Source organism: Serratia sp. TSA_130.1, from assembly GCF_052691795.1.
The window spans coordinates 1-22,385 of the sequence record NZ_JBQZFS010000004.1; the positions used below are offsets into that span (position 1 = coordinate 1).

14 protein-coding genes are annotated in these 22,385 nt (G+C 63.1%); 7 read left to right on the forward strand and 7 right to left on the reverse strand.

The features are described from left to right. Nucleotides 1–324 precede the first annotated feature (324 nt). Nucleotides 325–2,514 carry a TonB-dependent siderophore receptor gene (locus ACUTQY_RS15660; protein ID WP_042784526.1) on the reverse strand — a complete coding sequence of 730 codons (2,190 nt, stop codon included), beginning with the start codon at nt 2,512–2,514 and terminating at the stop codon, nt 325–327. A gap of 202 nt (nt 2,515–2,716) precedes the next feature. Here ACUTQY_RS15660 and fes point away from each other — a divergent pair, with 202 nt between their 5' ends. From fes to entS, 4 genes are read left to right on the forward strand one after another with little or no spacing between them, the layout of a single operon-like run. Further along, complete coding sequence (gene fes / locus ACUTQY_RS15665) at nt 2,717–4,024, forward strand: enterochelin esterase (protein WP_230079597.1); 1,308 nt, start codon at nt 2,717–2,719, stop codon at nt 4,022–4,024. Nucleotides 4,025–4,053: 29 nt separating this feature from the next. Beyond that, entirely contained in the window at nt 4,054–4,278 is a 225-nt protein-coding gene (locus ACUTQY_RS15670) for an MbtH family protein (protein ID WP_033643114.1), read from the forward strand. Between the two features lie 51 nt (nt 4,279–4,329). After that, complete coding sequence (locus ACUTQY_RS15675; protein ID WP_342188183.1) at nt 4,330–12,840, forward strand: amino acid adenylation domain-containing protein; 8,511 nt, start codon at nt 4,330–4,332, stop codon at nt 12,838–12,840. Between the two features lie 58 nt (nt 12,841–12,898). Then, nucleotides 12,899–14,182 carry an enterobactin transporter EntS gene (entS, locus tag ACUTQY_RS15680; protein WP_046687064.1) on the forward strand — a complete coding sequence of 428 codons (1,284 nt, stop codon included), beginning with the start codon at nt 12,899–12,901 and terminating at the stop codon, nt 14,180–14,182. A gap of 4 nt (nt 14,183–14,186) precedes the next feature. On the opposite strand, the gene ACUTQY_RS15685 is transcribed toward entS, so the two are convergent. Further along, complete coding sequence (locus ACUTQY_RS15685) at nt 14,187–14,546, reverse strand: winged helix-turn-helix transcriptional regulator (protein ID WP_033643111.1); 360 nt, start codon at nt 14,544–14,546, stop codon at nt 14,187–14,189. 101 nt (nt 14,547–14,647) lie between these two features. Here ACUTQY_RS15685 and ACUTQY_RS15690 point away from each other — a divergent pair, with 101 nt between their 5' ends. Both ACUTQY_RS15690 and ACUTQY_RS15695 read left to right on the forward strand, forming a co-directional pair. After that, on the forward strand, nt 14,648–15,202 hold the full coding sequence (locus tag ACUTQY_RS15690; RefSeq protein WP_033643110.1) for an NAD(P)H-dependent oxidoreductase: 555 nt from the start codon (nt 14,648–14,650) through the stop codon (nt 15,200–15,202). 91 nt (nt 15,203–15,293) lie between these two features. After that, nucleotides 15,294–15,944, forward strand: a complete 651-nt coding sequence (locus tag ACUTQY_RS15695) for a LysE family translocator (protein WP_072022528.1) — start codon at nt 15,294–15,296, stop codon at nt 15,942–15,944. 15 nt (nt 15,945–15,959) lie between these two features. Here the strand turns inward: ACUTQY_RS15695 and ACUTQY_RS15700 are convergent, their stop codons facing one another. Beyond that, nucleotides 15,960–16,736 carry an NAD(P)H-dependent oxidoreductase gene (locus tag ACUTQY_RS15700; RefSeq protein WP_046687062.1) on the reverse strand — a complete coding sequence of 259 codons (777 nt, stop codon included), beginning with the start codon at nt 16,734–16,736 and terminating at the stop codon, nt 15,960–15,962. Between the two features lie 84 nt (nt 16,737–16,820). Here ACUTQY_RS15700 and ACUTQY_RS15705 point away from each other — a divergent pair, with 84 nt between their 5' ends. Further along, entirely contained in the window at nt 16,821–17,714 is an 894-nt protein-coding gene (locus ACUTQY_RS15705) for a LysR family transcriptional regulator (protein WP_096242258.1), read from the forward strand. 21 nt (nt 17,715–17,735) lie between these two features. Here ACUTQY_RS15705 and ACUTQY_RS15710 read toward each other — a convergent pair whose 3' ends face one another. From ACUTQY_RS15710 to ACUTQY_RS15725, 4 genes are all read right to left on the reverse strand, one after another. Further along, nucleotides 17,736–17,897, reverse strand: a complete 162-nt coding sequence (locus ACUTQY_RS15710; protein WP_162882344.1) for a hypothetical protein — start codon at nt 17,895–17,897, stop codon at nt 17,736–17,738. 141 nt (nt 17,898–18,038) lie between these two features. Further along, a complete protein-coding gene (locus ACUTQY_RS15715; RefSeq protein WP_046687060.1) occupies nt 18,039–20,105 on the reverse strand; it encodes a TonB-dependent copper receptor in 2,067 nt (688 codons plus the stop codon). A gap of 223 nt (nt 20,106–20,328) precedes the next feature. Continuing rightward, nucleotides 20,329–20,742 (reverse strand): DUF2946 domain-containing protein, encoded by a 414-nt coding sequence (locus ACUTQY_RS15720; RefSeq protein ID WP_072055820.1) that lies wholly within the window; start codon nt 20,740–20,742, stop codon nt 20,329–20,331. Nucleotides 20,743–21,079: 337 nt separating this feature from the next. Then, entirely contained in the window at nt 21,080–22,381 is a 1,302-nt protein-coding gene (locus ACUTQY_RS15725; protein WP_046687059.1) for a PQQ-dependent sugar dehydrogenase, read from the reverse strand. Between the last annotated feature and the right edge of the window lie 4 nt (nt 22,382–22,385).

Genomic DNA, 22,385 nt, shown 5'->3' on the forward strand with positions numbered 1-22,385 from the left:
GCGGTGTTGGGCGCCCTTGAAGACGCCGAACGTAGGCATAGCGCATTAGGAGAAACCGCCATGGACGGCGGTTTCAGGTGAGACAGGCAGGGACGCCTGTCGCAGCCGGCCTCAATGCGGTATGGCGGAGAGAGGGCAGTTGGCAAAGCCAACCGTCTGATAGGGCAAAGGCGCGGGTTGCAAGGGACCGCGCCTACGGTCCCTTGCTCGGTCGAGGCGCATGAGTTTCATGGTGCATCTCACATTTATCGACCGAAATACGTCACCAATACCTTCAGAAAAAAGCTAACTGACAAGCATTACGGCGCTGGCCGCCCCTTTTCGTTACCAGCGGTAGTTCACCGAAGCGATGACGCTGCGGCCGCTGCCGTAGAAGCAGGCGTACTCGCCGCTGCAGGATGAAACGTATTTCTTGTCCGTCAGGTTCTGCACGTTGAGCTGCAGCGCCGCACCGCGCAGCGCCGGCGAGGCCTGGCCGAGATCATATTTCACCATGGCGTCGTACAGCGTGTAGTGCGGCACGTCGTACTGGCCGGTGGCGTCGGCCGGCGCATCGCCGATGTAACGCACGCCGCTGCCGACGGTCAGGCCATTGAGCGCACCGCTCAGGAAGCTGTAGCTGCCCCAGGCGGACGCCGCGTGGCGCGGAATGCCCGCCGGGCTGTGGCCGATTTCGTCCGCCGAGTTGGAGTCTTTGGTCACCACGTCGGTGTAGGTGTAGGCGGCGATCAGCTTGATCTCCGGCGTCGGCTGAGCGTGCACTTCCGCCTCAATCCCTTTGGATTTCACCTCACCGATCTGCTCGTAGGCGGAGGTGAGACGGTTGTAAGACGCCACATTGCGTTGGGTGATGTCGAACCAGGAAAGGGTCAGCAGGGTGTTGCCGCCCGGGATCTGGTACTTCACGCCCACCTCGGTTTGTTTGCCGGTGGTCGGCTTGAGCGGGTCGGCGCCCGGCGCGCTCGGGTACAGGTTAGGATCGAACGAGGTGCTGTAGCTGACGTACGGCGAAATGCCGTTGTCGAAGGCGTAGAGCAGGCCCGCACGGCCGGTGAACTGGGCATCGTTGTAGGTCTGCTCTTTGCCGCCGCTGGTGCGATCGCGGGTGTTGACCTGCGACCAGTCCTGACGGCCGGACAGCAGCAGGTTCCAGTTATTCCACGCCAGCTGGTCCTGCAGATACACCCCGACCTGATTCAGCGTCTTCAAATCGCTGGAAGCCAGCGCCAGCGTGCTGCCATCGATGCTGGGACGAACCGGGTTGGCCCAGTCGATCGGGTAATCGTTGCCGCGATCGCGATACATCTTCGAATCGATATGGCTGTAGCGGTAATCCAATCCGCCCAGCACCGTGTGCTTCACCTCGCCGGTGTCGAACAGGCCCTTCAGCTGGTTATCCACGCCAAACTCGTTGGTCATCTGCGTTTCATGTTGCGCCATGCGGGTGACGGTGTGGTCGTTGACCTTCGAGTTTACGTTATAAACCAGATATTTATAGTCCTCATCACGGTGGGTGAAACGCAGGTTCTGGGTAAACGACAGCGCATCGCTGAAGTTGTGCTCGAGGCTGTAGCCGATCGACGCCTGCTCGCGCCGCGACTTGTTGAAGCTGGGTTCGCTGATGTTGAAGTCATAGGGCACATAGCCCGCGCTGGTCGGGAACAGCGTGCCGGCGCGCGGCAGGAAGTTGCGCGATCCGGCTTTCGGATCGTTCTGGTAGCTGGTCAGCAGCGTAAAACTGGTGTCTTCGTTCGGCAGCCAGGTGAAGGCCGGGGCGATGGCCACCCGTTGCTGCTTGCTGTCTTTGACAAACTCATGTTCGGTTCTGGCGATACCGTTCAGGCGATAGAACAGGGTGTTGTCGTCGTTGAGTTTGCCGCCGAAGTCGAACGCCGTTTCCGCAAGATGACGGTTACCGGTGCTGAATTTAACTTCGTGAATGCTCTGGGCGGTAGGGCGTTTGCTGGTCATCACCACCACGCCGCCGGGGCTGACCTGGCCGTAAAGCACGCCGGCCGGGCCGTGCACCATTTCCACGCGCTCCAGCAACCAGGGATCGATCTGCCCGGCGCCGCCGTTTTGGCTCGAGAGGCCAAAGTGCAGGCCGTCGAGCAGCTTGGGCGCGTAGCGGAAGCCGCGGCTGATCACTTCGTCATTGCGGTTGGAATTGCCGCGATAGGTGGTGATCACCCCGCTGGTGTAGTTCAAGGCGTCGGCGACCGACGCCGGTTCCTGGTCGTTCATTTGCTCGCGCGTCACCACCGAGATGGACTGCGGGGTTTTGCTCAGCGGGGCGGCGGTTTTGGTGCCGGCGGCGCTCTCTTTGGCGACGATCCCTTTGACGGGCGCGGTCACGCTGCTCTGCGCGTCGGCGGTCACCACCATCGTCTCGTCCGCCGCGGCAAAAGCGTTTTGCGCGAAGGGCAGTAGCGCCAGCGTCGCCCCCAGCAACAGCCGGTTGGCGGACATCGCCTCTGCACTATCGTTTTCTATCCCTTTGTTTCTAATATTCATTATCTCTCCTGCATGCCTACTTTTGTGTGTAATGCCACCCTGATAAACCCCGCAATGCCGATGAATACGGTTTCCCTCGTCAACGCGGAGACGTCGCGTTTGCACGACGGCAAAAATCCGACAAATAGTATTGAAAATGATAATGAGTATCAATACGATTGTCAGGTTTTGTAAAAGTCACGCACGTTATGTAAGGGGCGCTATGGAGTTTTTGCCGGAAAAGAGGCCAGAAAACGGTCGTGAGGGATTGGCGGCGCAGTGGCTGCGTGAAGAGGCGGCAGGGCAATCCGCGTGGTGGCAGAAGGTTGCCGCTCATGGCACGCCTGTCGTCGAAGCGCACGATGAACAGCACGTCAGAATGACCTGGCTATGGCGCGATCCTGCCGGCGACGAGCGGCTCTCGCCGATATGTCGCGTCTATGCCGATATCAACGGCATTACCGACCATCACAGCACGACCCCCAGCAGCCTGAAAAGGCTCCCCGGCACCGACGTTTGGTACGGTGCGGCCGTTGTCGATCGCCGCTGGCGCGGCAGTTACAGCCTGATCCCGATTACAGCGCGGGATCTTCCTCCCGTCTTCAGCGACGACGAAACGTTGCGCGATCGCCAGCAGCGCGCCTGGTGGGTATCGCTGTTCCCGTTGGCGATCGCCGATCCGCTGAATCGCACCTCGCTGGGGCCGGCTTATCGCCCGCGCGCCGTTTCCCTGGCTCAGGGGCCGGACGCGGACGACCAAAGCGCCTGGCAGGCCGCCGATCGGCCGTTGGATGAAGCGCGGCTACAGCTTTTTCACTGGCACAGCGAACGGCTGGGCACCCGGCGGCGCGTATGGCTGTATGCCGGCGGCGAGGCGGCGGACAACGCGAACCGCCCGCTGGTGCTGCTGCTCGACGGCCAGAACTGGATCGAAAGGCACGCATTGCTGCCGGTGATTGAGAACGAGACCGCAAAAGGGCATCTGCCGCCCGCGTGCTGGCTGCTGATCGATGCGATCGATGGCGAACACCGGGAAAACGAGCTGCCTTGCAACGCCGCCTTTTGGCAGGCGGTGATCGACGAACTGCTGCCGCAGGCGCAGCGGCGCGAACCGTTCAGCGAAGAGGGGGCGCGCACCGTGGTCGCCGGCCAGAGCTACGGCGGACTGGCGGCGTTATACGCCGGCCTGCACTGGCCCGAGCGCTTCGGCCATGTGCTGAGCCAGTCCGGCTCCTTCTGGTGGCCCACGGTGCAATTCGTTACCCAGTTCGAAAAACGCCATGAGTTGGAGGAAGGCTGGTTGATACGCCAGGTTCGGCAGCGCGGCGCGACCGCGCCGACGCTCACCGTGATTCAGCAAGCCGGCGATCGGGAGGCGGACATCGAATTCGTCAATCGCCAGATGCACCAGGCGCTGACGGCGGCCGGGCATCGTGCCGACTACCGCGTGTATTCCGGCGGACATGACGCGCTCTGCTGGCGCGGCGGTCTGGTGGACGGCGTGCGCCGGCTGCTTTCCGCAATGAAGTAATTCCACATTTTGACAGACAGGTAAGGCAAATGACTCAGGAACAACAAAACCCGTTCGATGACGAAAGTCTCCGTTTCTCCGTGTTGGTCAACGCGCAACAGCAGTACTCGCTGTGGCCGCAGTTTGCCGATACGCCGCCGGGATGGCGCGTGTTGATGGGGCCGGCGTCGCGCGGTGAATGTATCGACTATATCGAAGCGCACTGGCAGGACATGCGGCCGGCGTCGTTGAAAGCGGCGGATGCGCCGCGTTAATCGCCGCACAGCCACATCGCTACATTCCGTTTGAGGAAAAGGACAGACACCATGTCAGAAACGCTTTCTTTGCCGGATACTCAGGTCGAGTATCGGGATTATCCGCTGGTTGCGGCGCAACCGGGGATCTGGATTGCCGACCAAATCGCGCTGCGGCGCAACAGCTTTGCCGTGGCGCACTACACCGAACTGCACGGCGATATCGATCGTTCGGCGCTGGAGCGCGCGATTCGCCAGGGGCTGGCGGAGGCGGATACGGTTCAGGCGCGCTTCTTTGAGGCGCAGGACGGCCAGCCGGTGCAACGTTTACCGCTGAACGCGGATCCCGCGCGGGTGCTGGCGCCGGAGTGGTTTGACTTCAGCGCGCGGCCAGACGCCGAACAGGCGGCGCTGGCGCTGATGCACGACGATCTGGCGCAGGATCTGCCCGCGGACGGCGAGCGCCCGCTCTATCGCCATGCGGTGATCCGCATCAGCGCCGATCGCTGGTTCTGGTACCAGCGCTTTCATCATCTGACCCTGGACGGCTTCAGCTTCGAGGCCATCACCCGCCGGATCGCCGATATCTACCGCGCGCTGCGCCACGGGCTGTCGCCGGCGGCCTCGCCGTTTACCCCGTTCGGCAAGGTGGTGGAAGAGTTTCAGCAATGGCAAACGTCGCCCGCACGCCAGCGGGCGGCCGAATTCTGGCGGCAGCATCTGCGCGATCTGCCGTCGCCGCTGTCATTGGCGACGGAAAACCGCGAGGTCGAACCGGGCGCTCGGCCGCTCAAACAGGCGCTGGTGCTGCCGGAGTCGCTGTTTGACGAAGCGCTGCGCGATGCAGCGCTGCAGTCGTTGCAACCGGCCGATATCGTCACGGCGGCGCTGGCGATGTATCTGGCGCGCATGAGCGGCGAAACCCGGCTCTCCATCGGTTTTCCTTTCATGCGCCGCATGGGCTCGCAGGCGCTGGCGGCGATCGGCCCGGTGGTTAACGTGCTGCCGCTGCTGCTGAACGTGACGCCGGAGATGTCGCTGGCGGACGTCTGCCAGGCCACCGCGGCGGAAATCAAACAGGTGCGGCGCCATCAACGCTATGAGGCGGAGCAGGTCAAACGCGATCTCGGCCTGGTCGGCGGCCATCAGGAGCTGTACGGCCCGGTGGTCAACGTCAAGGTTTACCACAGCGCCTTGTCCTTCGACGGTCAAGCGGCCGTTACCCATACGCTGGCGATGGGGCCGGTCGACGACCTCGAGTTTGAGATCGGTTTTCGAAGCGGCGTGCTGACGCTGTCGTTGGTGGCCAACCCGGCCAAATACGCGCCGCGCACCTTGCAAGGCCATGCGGAGCGCATTGGCCATTGGCTGCAGCAACTGGCGCGGCGGCCGCATCAGCCGAACGGTCAACTGGCGCTGGTCAGCGAAGGGGAGCTGCGCCAACTCGCGGCCTGGGGGCGCGGCGCTGAGCTGACGCCGCCGGCGGGCATGGTGTCGATCATGGACGCTTTCCAGCGTCAGGTTGAGCGACAGCCCGAGGCGTTGGCGGTGACCTGCGGCGATGTGCGCCTCAGCTACCGTCAACTCAGTGAACGGGTGATGCAACTGGGGCGCGTGCTGATCGAAAGCGGCATCGGCGCCGAAGACGTGGTCGCCATCGGCATTCCGCGCTCGGTGGACACGCTGGTCGCGCTGTTTGGCGTGTTGGCCAGCGGCGCGGCCTATATGCCGCTCGATCTGGATTATCCGCGTGAACGTCTGGCGCTGATGTGCGACGACGCGCGGCCGGTGATGCTGCTGACCCACAGCGACACGCGGGCCAACATGCCGGATCTGCCGCAGATCATGTGCCTCGATGAGGCGCAATGCCGGGCGCGCTGCGCGGCCGCCGAGGCCGCGCAGATATCGGACGAAGAGCGGCGCGCGCCGCTGAACGAGGCGCATCTGGCCTACATGATTTACACCTCCGGTTCGACCGGCAAACCCAAAGGCGTGATGTCCACGCACCGCGGGCTGCTGAACCTGTTCTTGTCGCATCAGGCCTCGCTGTTCGGCCCGGCGATTGAAAAATTCCAGGCTCGCCGCGGGCGGCGTCTGCGCGCCGGGCATACCGCTTCGTTCTCTTTCGACTCCTCCTGGGAGCCGCTGTTCTGCATGATGATGGGCAGCGAACTGGTTATCTTCGATGAAGAGCTGCGCCGCGACCCCTGGGCGTTGCTCGAACAGACCCAACAGACCCCGATCGATCTGCTGGATATCACGCCGTCGTTCCTCTCGCAGTTGGTGGATTGCGGCCTGCTGAAGGGACAGTTTCCGCTGCCGGCGTTTGTGATGATCGGCGGCGAGGCGGCGACACCGACGCTGTGGAACCTGATGCGGCAGCATCCGGAAGTCGAGATCCATAACTATTACGGCCCGTCCGAATACACCGTCGATACCCTCGGCGCGCCGGTCACGGCCGCAGACCAGCCGGTGATCGGGCGCCCCCTGGCCAATACCGAAGTCTGGCTGCTCGACAGTCGCCTGCAGCCGGTGCCGATCGGCGCGGCGGGGGAACTGTACATTTCAGGCAAGGGCATCGCGCGCGGTTACCTGCGCCGCCCGGATCTGACGGCGGCGCGCTTTGTCGCCAATCCGTTCGCCGACGGCGAGGTGATGTACCGCAGCGGCGATCTGATGCGTTGGAGCGCGGACGGCCAGCTGGTGTTCATTGGCCGTACCGATCACCAAATCAAGGTGCGCGGCTTCCGCGTCGAGCTGGGTGAAGTGGAGAGCGCGCTGGCTGCCTTGCCGGACGTGGGGCGGGCGGTGGTGATCGCCGAGCCGATCGGCGCTACCTATCGCCTGATCGGTTACTGCTCGGTGCAGGATGACGCGCGGCGCGCCTCACCCGCGCTGCAGAGCGAGCTGCTGGCGCAGTTGGCGCAGCGTCTGCCGGATTACATGGTGCCGGCGATCCTGGTGGTGATGCCGGAGCTGCCGCTTAACGTTAACGGCAAGATTGACCGTCAGGCGCTGCCCAAACCGCAGGAGACGCTGGCGCAAAGCCTGCGCGAGCCGGCCACCGAGCAGGAAAGGCTGATTTGCCGCGCCATGGCGCAGCTGTTGGGGATGGAGCGCGTCGGTGCCGACGACGATTTCTTCGCGCTCGGCGGCGACAGCATCTCGGCGATGGGGCTGGGCACCGCCCTGCGGCGCAACGGGTATCTGCTGCGGCCGCGTGAGATCTTCGCGCTGCACACCCCCGCGCGCATGGCGCAGGCGATGCAGCCGCTGGCCGTTGGATCTCAGGCCGCGCGCAGCGTGCAGCAAGGCCCGATCGACGGGCTGCCGATCCTGCACTGGTTTGCCGAGACGGGCGACATGCATCGTCTCTTCGCGCACGGCGTTTTCCTGCGCGTGCCTGCCGAATTGCAACCGGCACAGCTGCGTTATGCGTTGGAACAGCTGCGTACGGCACACCCGGCGCTGGGCGCGCGGATCCGCGACGGCCAGTTGGTGGTTGAAACCGCCGCCGCCGGTGAATTGATGCAGCGTCATCCCGTATCCGGCGATCTGGAAACCGCGGCGGAACAGGCGTTTGATGCCGCGCTGGCGCGCCTCAATCCGGCCGAGGGCAGCATGATGCAGGCCATCTTGTTGCAGCGTGACGGGCAGAGCCTCGGGCTGGTGCTGGCGATCCACCACCTGGTGGTTGACGGCGTTTCCTGGCGCATCCTGCTCGACGAACTGCGGCAAGCGGCCGACAGCGCCATGCAGGGGCAGCCGATCGCGCTGCCGCCGGAGGAAACCTCGCTCTATGAGTGGTCCGCGCGTTTACGGGCCGACGCCGAACGCCGGGAAACCGAGCTGCCGTTCTGGCGGCAGATGCTGGCGGACGGCGTGCCGCGCTTGGGGGGACGCGCGCTGGATCCGCAGACCGATCGTCTCGCTTCGGTGAGCGAACGGCGCACGCTGCTCGACAGCCGGCTGACCGCCGCGCTGCTGGGCGCCTTGCCGCAGGGATACCGCGCTCAGGTCGAAGAGATCATGCTGTGCGCGCTGGCGCTGGCCTGCCGGCGTCATTTCCAGGCCGCTTCGCTGCGCTTTTCGCTGGAGTCGCACGGCCGCGCCGAACTGGACGATAGCCTCGATCTGGCGCGCACCGTCGGCTGGCTGACGGCGGAGTACCCGCTGTGCATCGAACTGCATGACGCCGAACACCACGAGGCCGTGCGCGCGGTGAAACGGGTGACGCGCGCGGTGGCCGATCGCGGCATCGGCTATGGTCAACTGCGCTATTTACATCCGCAGCGTGACGAACTGGCCGCGCTGGCGCAGCGCAATGCGCCGGAGATTTTGTTCAACTACCTCGGGCGCTTCGGCCAGGATGAGGGACACTGGACGCCGCAGCGCAGCCGGACCCGTTTCCGCGACGCCTTCGCAGTGGCGCAGGATACGCAGCAGGCGCTGTGTTACGGGCTGGAAGTGAACATCTTTGTCGTAGAGCGGCGCGACGGCGCGTGTCTGGCGATCAACTGGAGCTGGCTGGAGGCCATCTTCAGCGCGAGCGACATCGAGGCGCTGCATAGGGGCATCGAGCAGGCCGTGCGTGCGCTGTGCGAGTTTGCTGAACGGCATCCCGAACGCGCAGCGGCAACGTTGACGGCGGCCGAGATCGCCCAACCGAACGTCGACGATGAAACGCTGCGCGCCTGGGAGCGGGAGTATGGGCCGTTGGCCGATGCGCTACCGCTGTTGCCCTTGCAGCACGGCTTGCTGTTCCATGCCCAGACGGCGCAGCAGGGCGGCAGTTATAACTCGCTGACGCGCCTGAGCCTCTGCGGCGAACTGGACGCGCCACGGCTCCAGCAGGCGCTGGATGCGGTGATCCGCCGCCATCCGCAGCTGGCCGCCCGGTTCAACCGCGAGGGCGAACCGCTGCAGCTGATACCGCAGGAAAGCCATTGGCCGCTGGACAGCCTCAGGCTGCCGCCGCTGTCCGCCGAACAAGAAATGCAGGCGCTGAATGAGCTGGAGCAGAAAGAGCTGCAGCGCGATCTGTTTAACCAGCCGGGCGCGATGCTGCATGCGCTGTGGGTCAAACACGGCGAGAGCGAACGCTGCACGCTGTTCCTCAATGCCCACCACCTGATCGTCGATGGCTGGTCGACGCCGGTGGTGCTCAACGATCTGATGATCGCATTGCGTGAAGGGATAACGGCGTTGCCGCCGCTGCGTTCGAACTATGCCGATATCGTGCGCCGCCTGGCCGCGCGGGATGCCGACGCCTCGCGCCGCGTCTGGCGCGAGACGCTGCAGGACGTGCGGCCAACGCTGCTGTTTGGCGAGGCTCAGGACGACCGCGTGTTTGAGCGGGAAATGACGCTGCCGCCGGCGGAGGAACAGCGTTTGCTGACCCTGTGCCGCGAACGCGGGCTGACGCTCAATACCGTGATGCAGGGCATCTGGGCGCTGCAGCTGGCCGGCTGTTGCGGCCATCAGGACGTGGTGTTCGGCTCGCCGGTTTCCGGGCGGTTTGGCCAGATCGACGGCGTGGAAGAGCACGTTGGCCTGTTCAGCAACACGCTGCCGGTACGCGTACGGCTGGAAAACGGCCGGCCGTTGACGGAACAGCTGACCGCTCTGCAACACCGGCAGATTGAACTGCTGGAGCACGACGATTTGGGATTGGGTGAGATCCAGCACCTGGCCGGCGCGGGCACGCTGTTCGATACGCTGTTGGTGGTAGAGAACTACCCGGACAACGATGCCTTGCTCGGCGGCACAGGTTCCCTGCGCTGCGACGCCATCCGCAACAAAGGCTATACCCACTATCCGCTGACGTTGCTGGTGCTGCCGGGCGAGCGTCTGCGTCTGCTGATGGAGTACCGTGACTCGGTGCCGCAGCCTGAACGCTTCGCCGCGCGGCTGATGGCGCTGCTGCAACAATGGATTGCGCAACCGGATCTGCCGTTGCCGCGCTGGCAATTGCAAACCCCGCAGGAACAGGCGTTGATCGCGGCGGTCAACCGCACCGCACAGGCGGTAGCGGACACCACCTTGCATCAGGCGATCGCCGATCAAGCTCGGCGCACGCCGGAACGCATCGCGTTGCAGGATGCCGGGCACACCCTCAGCTACCGTGACATGCAGCGCCAGGCCGCGCTGTTGGCCGAACAGCTGACGGCGGCGGGCATTCAGCCGGGCGATATCGTCGCGGTGGCGTTGCCGCGTTCCGTGCGCCTCAGCCTGGCGCTGACGGCGATTGTGCAAACCGGCGCCGCCTGGCTGCCGCTGGATACCGGTTACCCGGATGAGCGTCTGGCCTACATGGTGGCAGACGCCAAGCCACGGCTGATTATCACCGAGAGCGCCTTGGATGCCCGTTTTGCCGCGCTGGCGCCGACGTTGCGGTTCGATGCGCTGGACGACAGCGGGCGCGAACCGATGCAGCGCGCACCGGCGGGGAACGGCGATTATCCCGCCTACGTCCTGTATACCTCGGGCTCTACCGGGCGGCCGAAAGGGGTGGTGGTGAACCACCGGGCGATCGTCAACCGTCTGTTCTGGATGCAGCATGAGTATTCGCTCGATGCGCAGGACGTGGTATTGCAGAAAACGCCGTGCAGCTTCGACGTTTCCGTCTGGGAGTTCTTCTGGCCGCTGATGGTCGGCGCGCGCCTGGTGATGGCGCCGCCGGAGGCGCACCGCGATCCGCAGGCGCTGACGACGTTGATCGACGACTATGGCGTAACCACGCTGCATTTCGTTCCGTCCATGTTGGCTATCTGGGTTGAGGCGCTGAACGAACGTGCGCCGCAGCGCGCCGCCGCCAGCCTGAAACGCGTGTTCTGCAGCGGTGAGGCGTTGTCGTGTGAACTGGCATCCCGCTACCAGGCGTTGGTCGCCGCGCCGCTGCATAACCTGTATGGCCCGACGGAGGCGGCGGTTGATGTCACCTATCAACCGGCGTCCGGCGAGGCATTGGCGGCGGTGAGCGGCGCCGGCGTGCCGATCGGCAAACCGGTCTGGAACACCCAACTGAGCATTCTCGACGCCATGCTGCGGCCGGTGCCCGTCGGCTGCGCCGGCGATCTCTACCTGCGCGGCATTCAGCTGGCCGACGGCTATCTGCATCGGCCGGGATTGACGGCGCAGCGGTTTGTCGCCGATCCCGCCGGCAACGGGGCGCGCATGTATCGCACCGGCGATATCGCCCGCTGGCTGGAAGACGGCAGCGTCGAGTATTTGGGGCGCAGCGACGATCAGCTGAAGATCCGCGGCCAGCGCATCGAACTGGGCGAAATCGAACAGGCGCTGCTGGCGCAGCCGGGAGTAGCGCAGGCGGCGGTGCACGCCATCGAACTGGGTGAGGGCGCGACGGGGCTGGGCGGCGCCGATATGCGGCAGTTGGTCGCCTGGCTGATCGCCCAGCCGGGCGTGACGCTGGATACCGCCGTCCTGCATCAGGCGCTGGAGGCGCGTTTGCCGGCGCACATGATGCCGGTCAGCTATGTCATGACCGACAGCTTCCCGCTCAGCGCCAGCGGCAAGCTGGATCGCAAAGCGTTGCCTCGGCCGCAGCTGAGCCCGCAGAGCGGCCGCGTGCCGCACAGCGACAGCGAGCGCCTGCTGGCGGCGCTGTTCAGCGAACTGCTGGGGCGCGAGACGGTGTATGCCGACGACGACTTCTTCGCGTTGGGCGGCCACTCGCTGCTGGCGATGCGCCTGGCGGCGGAGCTGCGTCGGCGCGTCACCCGGCCGTTGAGCGTCGGGCAGATCATGTTCGCCCGCAGTCTGGAGAAAATGGCGCACCTGCTCGATGATGCGCAGGCCGCCGGCTCGGCCGAGAGCCGCGGCGTCGGCGAGTGCCTGCAGCTGCGGGCGGGCCAAGGCCCGGCGCTGTTCTGTCTGCACCCGGCTTCCGGTTTCGCCTGGCAGTACTCGGGGCTGAGCCGGTATCTGCCGGGGAGTTACCCGATCATCGGTCTGCAGTCGCCAAGACCGGACGGCGTCATCGCCACCTGCGAGGACATTGAGCAGATGGTCGATCGTCATCTCGCCACTCTGCGCCGCCTGCAGCCGCAGGGGCCTTACTACCTGCTGGGCTATTCGCTCGGCGGCACGCTGGCGCATTCGATGGCCGCGCGTCTGCAGCAGCAGGGTGAAGAGGTGGCGTTCCTCGGCATGTTGGATACCTATCCGCCGGAAGGCCAGGACTGGACCGGCCCCACCGAGGAAGAGGCGCAGAAGGAGGTGGCGCAGGAACAGGCCGAGTTTATGGCGGAAGATCATGGCGATCCGGCGCTGATGGCGGAGAAGGCGGCGATGTTCGACAGCATCGTCGCCAACTATCGTGACGCGGTGCGCCTTCTTTCTCAGGCGCGCAGTCAGCGTTTCCACGGCACGGCGACGCTGTTTGTCGCCGACCGGACGCTGCCGCCATTGATGGACATCAACGCCGTGTGGGCGCCGTATCTGGATCGGCTGATCTGTCATCACCAAGGCTGCGAGCACGCGGACATTCTGTCGCCGGCCTCGCTGGAGACGCTAGGGCCGCTATTGCATTCGCTGCTGACGCGGCAATACGGGTTGGTATAACGCAACCGGGCCGGGGTGTGCGCCACGGCCCGTACTAAAACATGATATGCAGGACACTATGGCCAAACCTTCTTTTTTTCTTGATTTCAGTTTGCTGAGAAGCAATGCGCATTTTCGTGCGATTTTCTGCGCCCGCATGCTGTCGGTGTTTTCACTCGGCATGCTGGCGGTGGGGGTGCCGATTCAGATCCAGGCGATGACCGGCTCCACGTTGCAGGTGGGCGTGGCGGTGGCGCTGGACGGCGTAGGCATGTTTATCGGCCTGATGTTGGGCGGGGTGCTCGCCGATCGCTACGATCGCCGCAAGCTGATCCTGTTCGCGCGCGGCACCTGCGGGCTGGGCTTTGTCGCCCTGAGTCTGAATGCCTTCGCGCCGGCCCCGTCGCTGTGGGCGCTCTATCTGCTGGCAGCCTGGGACGGGTTCTTCGGCGCGCTCGGCATGACGGCGCTGATGGCGGTGATCCCGCTGCTGGTCGGGCGCGAAAACCTGGCGGCGGCGGGGGCCTTGAGCATGGTGACGGTGCGCATCGGCGCGATCCTGGCGCCGGCGCTGGGGGGGATCATCATCGTGTTCGGCGGCGTCGGTCTCGCCTTCGCCGTCGCGGCGGCAGGGACGCTGGGCACCCTGGTCCCGCTGGTGCGCCTGCCGACGCTGCTGCCGCAGCAGCAGGAGCCGGAACACCCGCTGCGCGCGCTCGCCAGCGGCTTCCAGTTTGTCTGGCGCAATAAGGTGGTCGGCTCGGTGGTGTTGCTGGGGATGTTGATGAGCATCGTCGGCGCCGTGAGGGTGCTGTTCCCGGCGTTGGCGCAGGACGCTTACCACGTCGGCGCGTCCTCTATCGGCCTGATGTACTCCGCAGTGCCGCTCGGTGCGATGCTGGGTGCGCTGACCAGCGGCTGGGTGGGGCGTTTCCCTCGCCCTGGGGTGCTGATCCTGATCGCCGCTATCGTCGCGTTCACCGCCATCGCGTCACTGGGGCTGTTCAGCCATCTGGCGCCGGCGCTGCTGGCGCTGGTGTGTTACGGCTACGCCAATGCCATCGCCTCGCTCTTGCAGTTCATGCTGATCCAGAGCAATACGCCGGATCATCTGCTGGGGCGGGTGAATAGCCTCGGCACCGCGCAGGACGTGACCGGCGATTCGATCGGCGCGCTGGGGCTCGGCGTACTGGGCAGGGTGTTCACCCCATTGATGAGCGTGCTGTCGTTTGGCGCATTCGCCGCAGTGCTCGGCGTGCTGGTGGCCTTCAGCGTGCGCACGCTGCGCCAGTGCCGGCCGGCGGACGCGTTGGTTGAGCACGATGAGCCGGCTCCGGCAACCTCAGCAGCGGCGGACAACTGACCCCTCACGGCGCCGGCTGTTCCGGCCGGTGCCGCTCCCCCCAGTCGCACATCATGTCGATCACCGGGATCAGCGAACGCCCGCGCTCGGACAGGCTGTACTCCACCTTGGGCGGGATCTGCGGATACTCCTTTCTCACCACCAGACGGTCTTTTTCCAGCTCTTTCAACGTCGAGCTCAGCGTCTTATACGAAATGGTGCCGATGCAGCGCTGCAGTTCGTTGAACCGCAATACCGGCTTATACAACGCCAGCCAGTAGAGAATAATCATTTTGTATTTACCGTTGATCACCGACAGGGTGTAGCCATAACCGGTGTCTTCAAGGCTGATGCCCGTAGGGCTGCAGTGGGATTCGGCGGTCATTTACACTTTCTCCAGGGTAAGTATGTGTCGTGAGTGTGCGTATTTTACATTCTGTCAGCATACCCTAAGATGCGTCGAAACACCTGACTGGAGAGATCAGTATGAAAACGTTGGTGGTAGTGACACATCCCGATATGGCGAACTCGGTGGTCAACAAACGTTGGCTGGAGGAACTGCGGCGCTATCCGGCGCTGTATACCGTGCACGAACTGCATCAGGCCTATCCGGACTGGCAGATCGACGTCGCCAAAGAACAGCAGTTGATTGAAGCGCATGACAACATCGTGCTGCAGTTCCCGATTTACTGGTTCAGCAGCCCGCCGCTGCTGAAAAAATGGCTGGACGACGTGCTCACCTACGGCTGGGCCTACGGTTCTCGCAGTGGCTATAAGATGCAGAACAAGAAACTGGCGCTGGCGGTCACGGCGGGCGTGCGCGCAGAAGATTACGCGCGTGAAGGGCGTTATCGCTACTCGCTGGAGGAGATCTTCCGGCCGTTTGAAGTGACCGCCGATTATGTGCGGGCCGACTATGCTTCGTTCTTTGCCTTTTACGGCAAGGAAGCCGCTTCGGACGGGACGGCAGAGCAGGTTCAGCAACACGAGTTGGACAGCAGCGCGCAGGGCTATCGGGCATTTCTCGCCGCCCTGAATTAACGAGACTCCCCGGATGCGCCTGATAGTGCTGTTGCGAATGTCCGGGGAGGAATATGATTGCCGTATCCTTTGACTCGCCGGTGATAACCCCATGCCTTCAGCCGAAACGTTTATTGCTTTTCTTGTTGCACTTACCCTTCTGGAACTGTCTCCTGGACCGGACATGATGCTCACGTTGGCCCGGGGTATCGGCCAAGGCCGCCGTATCGCGCTGCTCAATGTTTTCGGCATGGTTTTTGTCGCCGGTATGGTGCAGGTTTCCATGCTGGTGCTCGGCCTCGCCACGCTGCTGCATGCTTATCCGCTGGCGTTGGACGTATTGCGTTGGGTTGGGGCCGCCTATCTGGTCTGGCTGGGGATAAAAATGCTGAAGGTAAGCCGGCAGCGTTCCGATGCCGTGCGAAAACCCCGGATGATGACCGAGTGGCAGGCGGTGAAAGAAGGAGCGATTAACAGCCTGACCAACCCTAAGTCGCTGCTGTTCATGTTTGCTTTCCTCCCGCAGTTTGTTAACCCTGAAACCGGGCCGGTTTGGCTGCAATTGCTCGTTTTAGGTTCCATTCAGAAGCTGGCCGGGATCCTTTCGCTGGGTTCTGTCGCTATGGCCTCCGGCACCGTGGGACAATGGCTCGCCCGCAATCCCCGGTTGTTGGTGTGGCAGCAGAGATTCACGGGCTTGGTCATGATGGGATTGGGCGCCAAACTCCTCCTCGGGGGCGGCGCTGCGTCAGCGCCGCGATAAGGGGAGCGGCTCGCGCTATTTCAGGTGAATGCTAAAACCGTCTTGCCCTGGCGCGAGATGCGCTTTCAGCGTCAGCTGCGGGATCAGGTAGTCACCGGCGTTCTGCCGCCGAAACGGAATCGGCTCGGTGTGCCACAGATTATCGAGCCGCTGTCCGAGCTGCTCGCACAGGGTGGCGAAGCGCGTCTCGTCGGTCTTTCCGGCGCGATAGGTGACGAACGGCGGCAACACCTCGAACCCCGGGTAATGCAGCATGCCATGCTGGATAGGAAACAGAATATCGTCGATCGGCCCGTTGATACCGCGCGGGGCGTAATGGGATTCCCACCCGCCGGCGCTGACGATCAGCATCGCCCGTTTGCCCGCCAACATACCCTCGCCGTAACGGTCGCCCCAATGCGTATCGGAATGTTCACCGACGCCATAGGCAAAACCATAGGCATAGACACGATCGAACCAGCCTTTCAGAATCGCCGGCATCGAGAACCACCACAGTGGAAACTGCAGCAGCACCGCGTCCGCCCAGCGCAGCTTTTGCTGTTCCCGTTCGATGTCGGCGCTCTGCACGCCGTTGGCGAACGCGCGCTGGGAATCCAGCGAAGGAACGAAACGAGGCCCTGATGCGCCTTCCAGGCTGTCGTCGGCGTCGATCGCCGCTTTCCACTTCATGGCGTACAGGTCGGACACCTGTACCTGATGGCCGGCCTGCGTCAGACGCTCAACGGCGAAGTTTTTCAGTGAGCCGGTCAGCGACTGTGGCTCCGGGTGGGCGTAAACAATCAGCACATTCATAACAACGCTCCTTGGGGTGAGAGCTGCAGGTTAGGGCGTCACAAGGTATATTAGAAATGAATTACCGTTATCACAGGTATAACCATGAATAATTTAAGGCGGCTGGATCTCAACCTGCTGGTGACGCTCGACGCGCTGCTGGCGGAGCACAACGTCACGCGCGCGGCGCAGCGGCTCAATTTCTCTCAGCCGGCGGTCAGCGTGCATCTCGCCAAACTGCGGGCGATCTTTGACGATCCGCTGCTGTTGCCCGGCCCGCGCGGCATGCGTCCGACTGCCAGAGCGGAGCAGCTGCGGGAACCGCTGCGTCAGGCGTTGGCGGCGCTTGAGTTGGCGGTGACGCCGGCCACGCCGTTCGATCCCGCCGTGGCGACCGATACCTGGCGTGCGGCCGCCTTCGACTACGGCGAATCCACCATCGTCCTGCCGGCGCTGAACGGTTTACGTACGGCGGCGCCCGGCACCCGGCTGGCGGTGCTGGAGACCGCGCCGTCACGCATCGCCAAACTGGCGGAACAGGGGGAGATCGATCTGGCGTTTCACACCCGCGAAGGGGCGCCGCCCGGTCTGCGTCAGCGCACGCTGTTCAGTGAACGCTATGTGCTGGTGGGCAGAGTCGGCCATCCCAAGCTGCATGAAAACCTGACGCTGGCGCAATTTTGCCAATTGGAGCAGGTGATGGTCTCACCGGACGGCGGCGGGTTCTACGGCATCACCGATCGGGCGCTGGCGGACTTGGGACTGACGCGGCGCGTGGTGCTTTCCGTGCCGCATTTTCTCTTCGTTATCTCGGTGCTGACGCAGTCCGATTTGGTGGCGATGCTGCCGGAGCGGCTGGTGCGCAACCAGCCTTTATTGCAACAACTCGAGCCGCCGCTGGCGGTGCCGGGTTTTGAAATGACCATGCTGTGGCACGAACGATCGCATCGGGATCCCGCGCACCGGTGGCTGCGCGAACATATCGTGCGGTCAGTGTGAGTGGGTTAAACTGCGCGGGAATTACATGAACAGGAAGCGGTCGGCCAGCGCAACGCCACGCTCGAGGCGCGGTGGCAGCGCGTCGTCGCGATCGTCAGGCTGAGCAGCCTGCGGCGCGACATCTTCGGCTTTTTCAATCATCAGCTCGCCGAGCAGGGCCAGAAAACGAGTGAGCTTTTGCATATTCCCTCCGGATCGTTGATTACGTTGAGAGTGATAGTAATCGCCGCTAAACCGAATGGGAAAAACTTAAAACTCATATCCTAAGAACCGGATCGCATATCGCGTAACCGGGCGACGGTTGCCCATCGCCCGATGGATGGCTTAGAAGGTGACGTTAACCTTGGCCCACAGGGTGCGGCCCGGTTCATTCACCGCGCTGTTGGCCGAATAGCCGAAGGCGCTGTTGCCCGCCAGGTTGAGGTGCTCGCTGTAGGTCTTGTTCAGGATATTATCCAGACCGGCGCTCAGCTTGACGTTTTTATTCACCTTGTAGGCGGCGTTGGCGGAGAGCACGCCGAAGCCGGCGCTTTCGGCAAAATCTTTGCCCACCACGTTGCCTTCGTTGATCGCCACGCGGTGCTGGCTGCTGACCAGACGCCACAGGCCGGTGCCGCTCCAGTCGCCGTACTCATAGGTCAGCCCCAAGCGTGCTTCCAGCGGCGGGATCTGCGGCAGCGGGCGACCGTCGCTGGTGTTTTTCCCCCAGGAGTAGGCCAGGCTGGCGTCGGTTTTCCAGTGCTCGCTCAGTTGATAACCCATGCCCATTTCGCCGCCCATGATGTTGGCGTTGACGTTATCGGCCTGGCTGAGACGCGCATTGTGCGGATCGTATTTGAACAGGATGAAATCATCGACGCGGCCCACATAAGCGGAGACCCAACCGTTGAAGCGCTTGCCGTTGTACTGCGCGCCGATGTCGAGCTGCGTGGTTTTCTCGTTCTTGACGCTGGAGAACGGATCCTTGCTGCCGTTCGGACCCAGCTTCGGCGAGAACAGCTCCCAGTAATCCGGGAAGCGCTCGGTATAGCCGACGCCGGCATACAGCATCAGCGGCAGCTCGGCCAGCGTATGCTCCAGGCGCATAAAGCCGCTCGGCAGGGTATCTGAACGTTCCACATCGCGGCCGCTGCGGAAGTTCTCCACCAGGGTGCGATCGAGACGCGCGCCGCCGATCAGCTTATCCTGATCGCTGGTGGACCACGTCAGCTCACCGAAGGCGCCGTAGCTGTTGAACTGGGCGTCTTTTTCCCAGCTACCGCGGCTCATGCTGCGGTGGGTATTGGTCTGCGTGTCCAGGCCGCTTTCAAGCTTCACGTCCTGCCACTGCCAGGTGCCCATCACGCGGCCGCCGACGGTGCGGCGATCGAGCTGCATCGTCATGCCGGAAGACATCATGTGCCCGCCGTGGCCCCCCATGCTCATGCCGCCATGCCCACCATGGCCGCCCATGCCGCCGCTGCCCGGCGAGCGCAGGGTCACGTTGTCCATCACGTGGTTGGCGTAGTTGTAGTAGACCTGCGCTTCCAACTTATCCAGCACCTCGCCGATGTTGGATTTCTCCACCCGCATGCCCAGGCTTTCGCGTTTGAACTGCGAACCGTCCATGCTGCGGCCGGCATAGCGCGCTTCGCCGTTGCCGCGCCCCATCGTCACTTCCAGCAGCGTGTCGGCATCCGGCGTCCAGCCGAGCGCCAGATCGCCGTTCCATTTGTCCCAGCGCGACGGCACGCGCGTATTCGTTCCGTCCTGGTAATCATTGGCGCGCGACTTGTTGGCCATCACCCGCAGGTAACCTTGTTCGGCGCCGAGGCTGGCGTCGATATTCTCGTCCCAGCGGCCATTGGAGCCGGTCAGCACGCTGGCGTTGCCCTTGATGCCCGGTTTGTCGAAGCGCGGACGTTCACGTTCGAAACGCACCGTGCCCGCCGACGAACCCGGCCCCCACAGCACCGTCTGCGGCCCTTTGGTGATGGTCAGCAGATCGAAGCTTTCCGGCGAGATGTAAGAGGTGGGCGCATCCATTCTCGATGGGCAGGCGCCGAGCATCTCCGAACCGTCAGTGAGAATTTTCAGCCGCGAACCGAACATGCCGCGAAATACCGGATCGCCGTTGGTGCCGCCGTTGCGGATCTGCGAAAAACCGGGAATGGTTTTCAGATAGTCCGAACCGTCGCTGGCGGGCACCGGCTGACGCGGGGTTTTCGGTGATGTCACGATGGTCAGCGGAGAGTAGAGCGGTGCGGTGACGGTGATCACGTCGCCATCATTAACCTGTGCGTCGGTAGGGTGCTGATGCGCCTGCGCCGCGTGGCCGGCCAGCAGGAACAGCGGCATGGCGGTGGTGATTGCGCGGGTGACGGCGTTCTTTTTATAAGCGGGTTTAAACATCATCTTTCCTTAAGCTAACTTTTTTCCATTATTCTCCGGCGATTTATTCAGGCGTGGGGATGCCTGGCGAAAATCACCATCGGAAAATACGGGGGTTAATTCCCTCAACGTGGAAATAACCGGGCTAATAATGTCGTCTCAATGCATAACCATTGGGCGTATTAATTCCGCCATGTTGAAACGATCAACGGCAATACAGAAACGGCAATGGGGTATTGTTAAATCAGAGGAAAGAGACGGGCGGCGCGCGCGGCTGTAATTCGGTATGAACGACGTGGGCAAACAGGGGAACGAGATAATGAGTCGGCGGCGGGCGCGAGGCCAGAGATTGAGACCAGAACAGCGGGGCGTGGCTCACGTCCAGCAGCGGCGCGTGCAGCAACAGCACGCAGTAGCCGCAGGCGCTGTCGTCCATCATCATCGCCATGTTGTGGTGGCCGCCGCCGTGCTGCATCATCGGCGATGCGGCCTTTTCCGGCGCGGCCGGCGGCGAATGCATATCATGATGCATCGGCTTCGGCTTCGGCATCGCCATGCCGCAGTCCGCCATGACGGTCGTTTCAGCACTTCCGGCGCGCGCATGCTCCAGGGATCGCGAGACCACCGGCGCAATGAACAACATCAGAATGGCGAACATCCCTAACCAGGCGGCGGCCCGGTTACGTGATGCAGGGGGCTGAATTAACGACACAATCAACCTAAAAAAGGGTTAACACAGGGGATGGAATTGTACTGGTTTATGTCGAAATGTTAAAACCTTTTATTTCTGATCAACGATCTGTTGATGAATATATTATCGAATGAGCGCTTTAATTCTGACCGACGGCTATTTTTTTGCGCCAATAACGTGACGGGGATAATATTAATGACGAAAAAACTGGCGAGAACGATTATTCCGCTTTATGACGATCTGGCTGGCGCTGAGGAGTGAGTGACAATGTCACGGGCGAGTTCACCGGAACCCGCCCGTAACCTTACTTCGCGCTGACGCGCCAGACAGTGTTGCCGACGTCATCCGCAACCAGCAAAGCGCCGGTCTTATCGATAGCCAACCCCACAGGGGCGCCATAGAGTTCCTTCTCATTATCGGAGACAAAACCTGTCACCACGGCCTTGAGCTTGCCGACCGGTTTGCCTTGCTCAAACGCCACATAGCTGACCCGATAGCCGTTCAGCGGCGAGCGATCCCAACTGCCGTGTTCGCTGATAAAGGCGCCGCCGTGATAGTCGGCCGGCAGAGCGCTCGCGGTGTAGAACAGCAGCCCCAGCGGCGCGACGTGCGAGCTGAGCGCGTAATCCGGCTTGATGGCTTTCGCCACCAGGTCCGGCCGCGGCGGCTGTACCCGCCGATCGACGTGCTGGCCGAAATAGCTGTAAGGCCAGCCGTAGAAACCGCCGTCTTGCACCGAGGTCAGGTAATCCGGCACCAGATCGGCGCCGATTTCGTCACGCTCGTTGACAATCGCCCACAGCTTGCCGCTTTGCGGCTCCCACTGCACCCCGGTCGGGTTGCGCAGGCCGCTGGCGAAGATGCGGCTGGCGCCGGAGGCGGTGTCCACTTCCAGCACGGCGGCGCGCCGGTACTCTACGGCCAGACCGTTTTCGGTGATGTTGCTGTTGGAACCGACGCCGACATACAGCTTTTTCCCGTCAGGGCTGGCCAGCAGGGCCTTGGTCCAGTGATGGTTGATGGTGTCCGGCAGATCGGCCAGTTCTTTGCCCGGATCGCTGATGCGCGTTTCGCCTGGCTGATAGGCGTACTGCATGATATTGCCGGTATTGGCCACGTACAGCGTATTGCCAATCAGCTGGACGCCGAACGGGGAATCGAGCCCCTCGAGGAAGACGTGCTTTTCCCAGTTGCCGCCGGCGGTTGGGCGCAGCAGGGTGATGCGATTGCCCCCTTTGCCGCCTTTACCGGACTGGCCTTTCACCAGGCCGGCGATCAGCTGCTTGGGCGTGCTCACCGCTTCCGTGCCCGGCCCGTTGGCCTCCACGACCAACACGTCGCCATTGGGCAGCGTGAGCAACTGACGCGGATGAAGCAAATCGTCTGCCACCTTATCGATTTTCAAGCCTTCCGCCACTTTCGGCGTCTGATCTTGTTGCCAGCCAACGCCCTTAGGCACCTGCATCGGCGGCATCAGAAAGTCTTGCGCCGCCGGCAACGTCGGGTCCGGGCCCATTTGTTGCTCTGGCGAAATGACGGCGCTGTTATCGCAGCCGGCCAAGGCCAAAACGGCGGAAAGGGTGAGCGCCAGAGATGAGAGCTTCATGAAA

What these genes read in the sequence shown, in the direction of transcription:
- ACUTQY_RS15660 (WP_042784526.1), bottom strand. Translation starts at nt 2,514, where the DNA reads ATGAATATTAGAAACAAAGGGATAGAAAACGATAGTGCAGAGGCGATG.
- fes (WP_230079597.1), top strand. Translation starts at nt 2,717, where the DNA reads ATGGAGTTTTTGCCGGAAAAGAGGCCAGAAAACGGTCGTGAGGGATTG.
- ACUTQY_RS15670 (WP_033643114.1), top strand. Translation starts at nt 4,054, where the DNA reads ATGACTCAGGAACAACAAAACCCGTTCGATGACGAAAGTCTCCGTTTC.
- ACUTQY_RS15675 (WP_342188183.1), top strand. Translation starts at nt 4,330, where the DNA reads ATGTCAGAAACGCTTTCTTTGCCGGATACTCAGGTCGAGTATCGGGAT.
- entS (WP_046687064.1), top strand. Translation starts at nt 12,899, where the DNA reads ATGGCCAAACCTTCTTTTTTTCTTGATTTCAGTTTGCTGAGAAGCAAT.
- ACUTQY_RS15685 (WP_033643111.1), bottom strand. Translation starts at nt 14,546, where the DNA reads ATGACCGCCGAATCCCACTGCAGCCCTACGGGCATCAGCCTTGAAGAC.
- ACUTQY_RS15690 (WP_033643110.1), top strand. Translation starts at nt 14,648, where the DNA reads ATGAAAACGTTGGTGGTAGTGACACATCCCGATATGGCGAACTCGGTG.
- ACUTQY_RS15695 (WP_072022528.1), top strand. Translation starts at nt 15,294, where the DNA reads ATGCCTTCAGCCGAAACGTTTATTGCTTTTCTTGTTGCACTTACCCTT.
- ACUTQY_RS15700 (WP_046687062.1), bottom strand. Translation starts at nt 16,736, where the DNA reads ATGAATGTGCTGATTGTTTACGCCCACCCGGAGCCACAGTCGCTGACC.
- ACUTQY_RS15705 (WP_096242258.1), top strand. Translation starts at nt 16,821, where the DNA reads ATGAATAATTTAAGGCGGCTGGATCTCAACCTGCTGGTGACGCTCGAC.
- ACUTQY_RS15710 (WP_162882344.1), bottom strand. Translation starts at nt 17,897, where the DNA reads ATGCAAAAGCTCACTCGTTTTCTGGCCCTGCTCGGCGAGCTGATGATT.
- ACUTQY_RS15715 (WP_046687060.1), bottom strand. Translation starts at nt 20,105, where the DNA reads ATGTTTAAACCCGCTTATAAAAAGAACGCCGTCACCCGCGCAATCACC.
- ACUTQY_RS15720 (WP_072055820.1), bottom strand. Translation starts at nt 20,742, where the DNA reads ATGTTCGCCATTCTGATGTTGTTCATTGCGCCGGTGGTCTCGCGATCC.
- ACUTQY_RS15725 (WP_046687059.1), bottom strand. Translation starts at nt 22,381, where the DNA reads ATGAAGCTCTCATCTCTGGCGCTCACCCTTTCCGCCGTTTTGGCCTTG.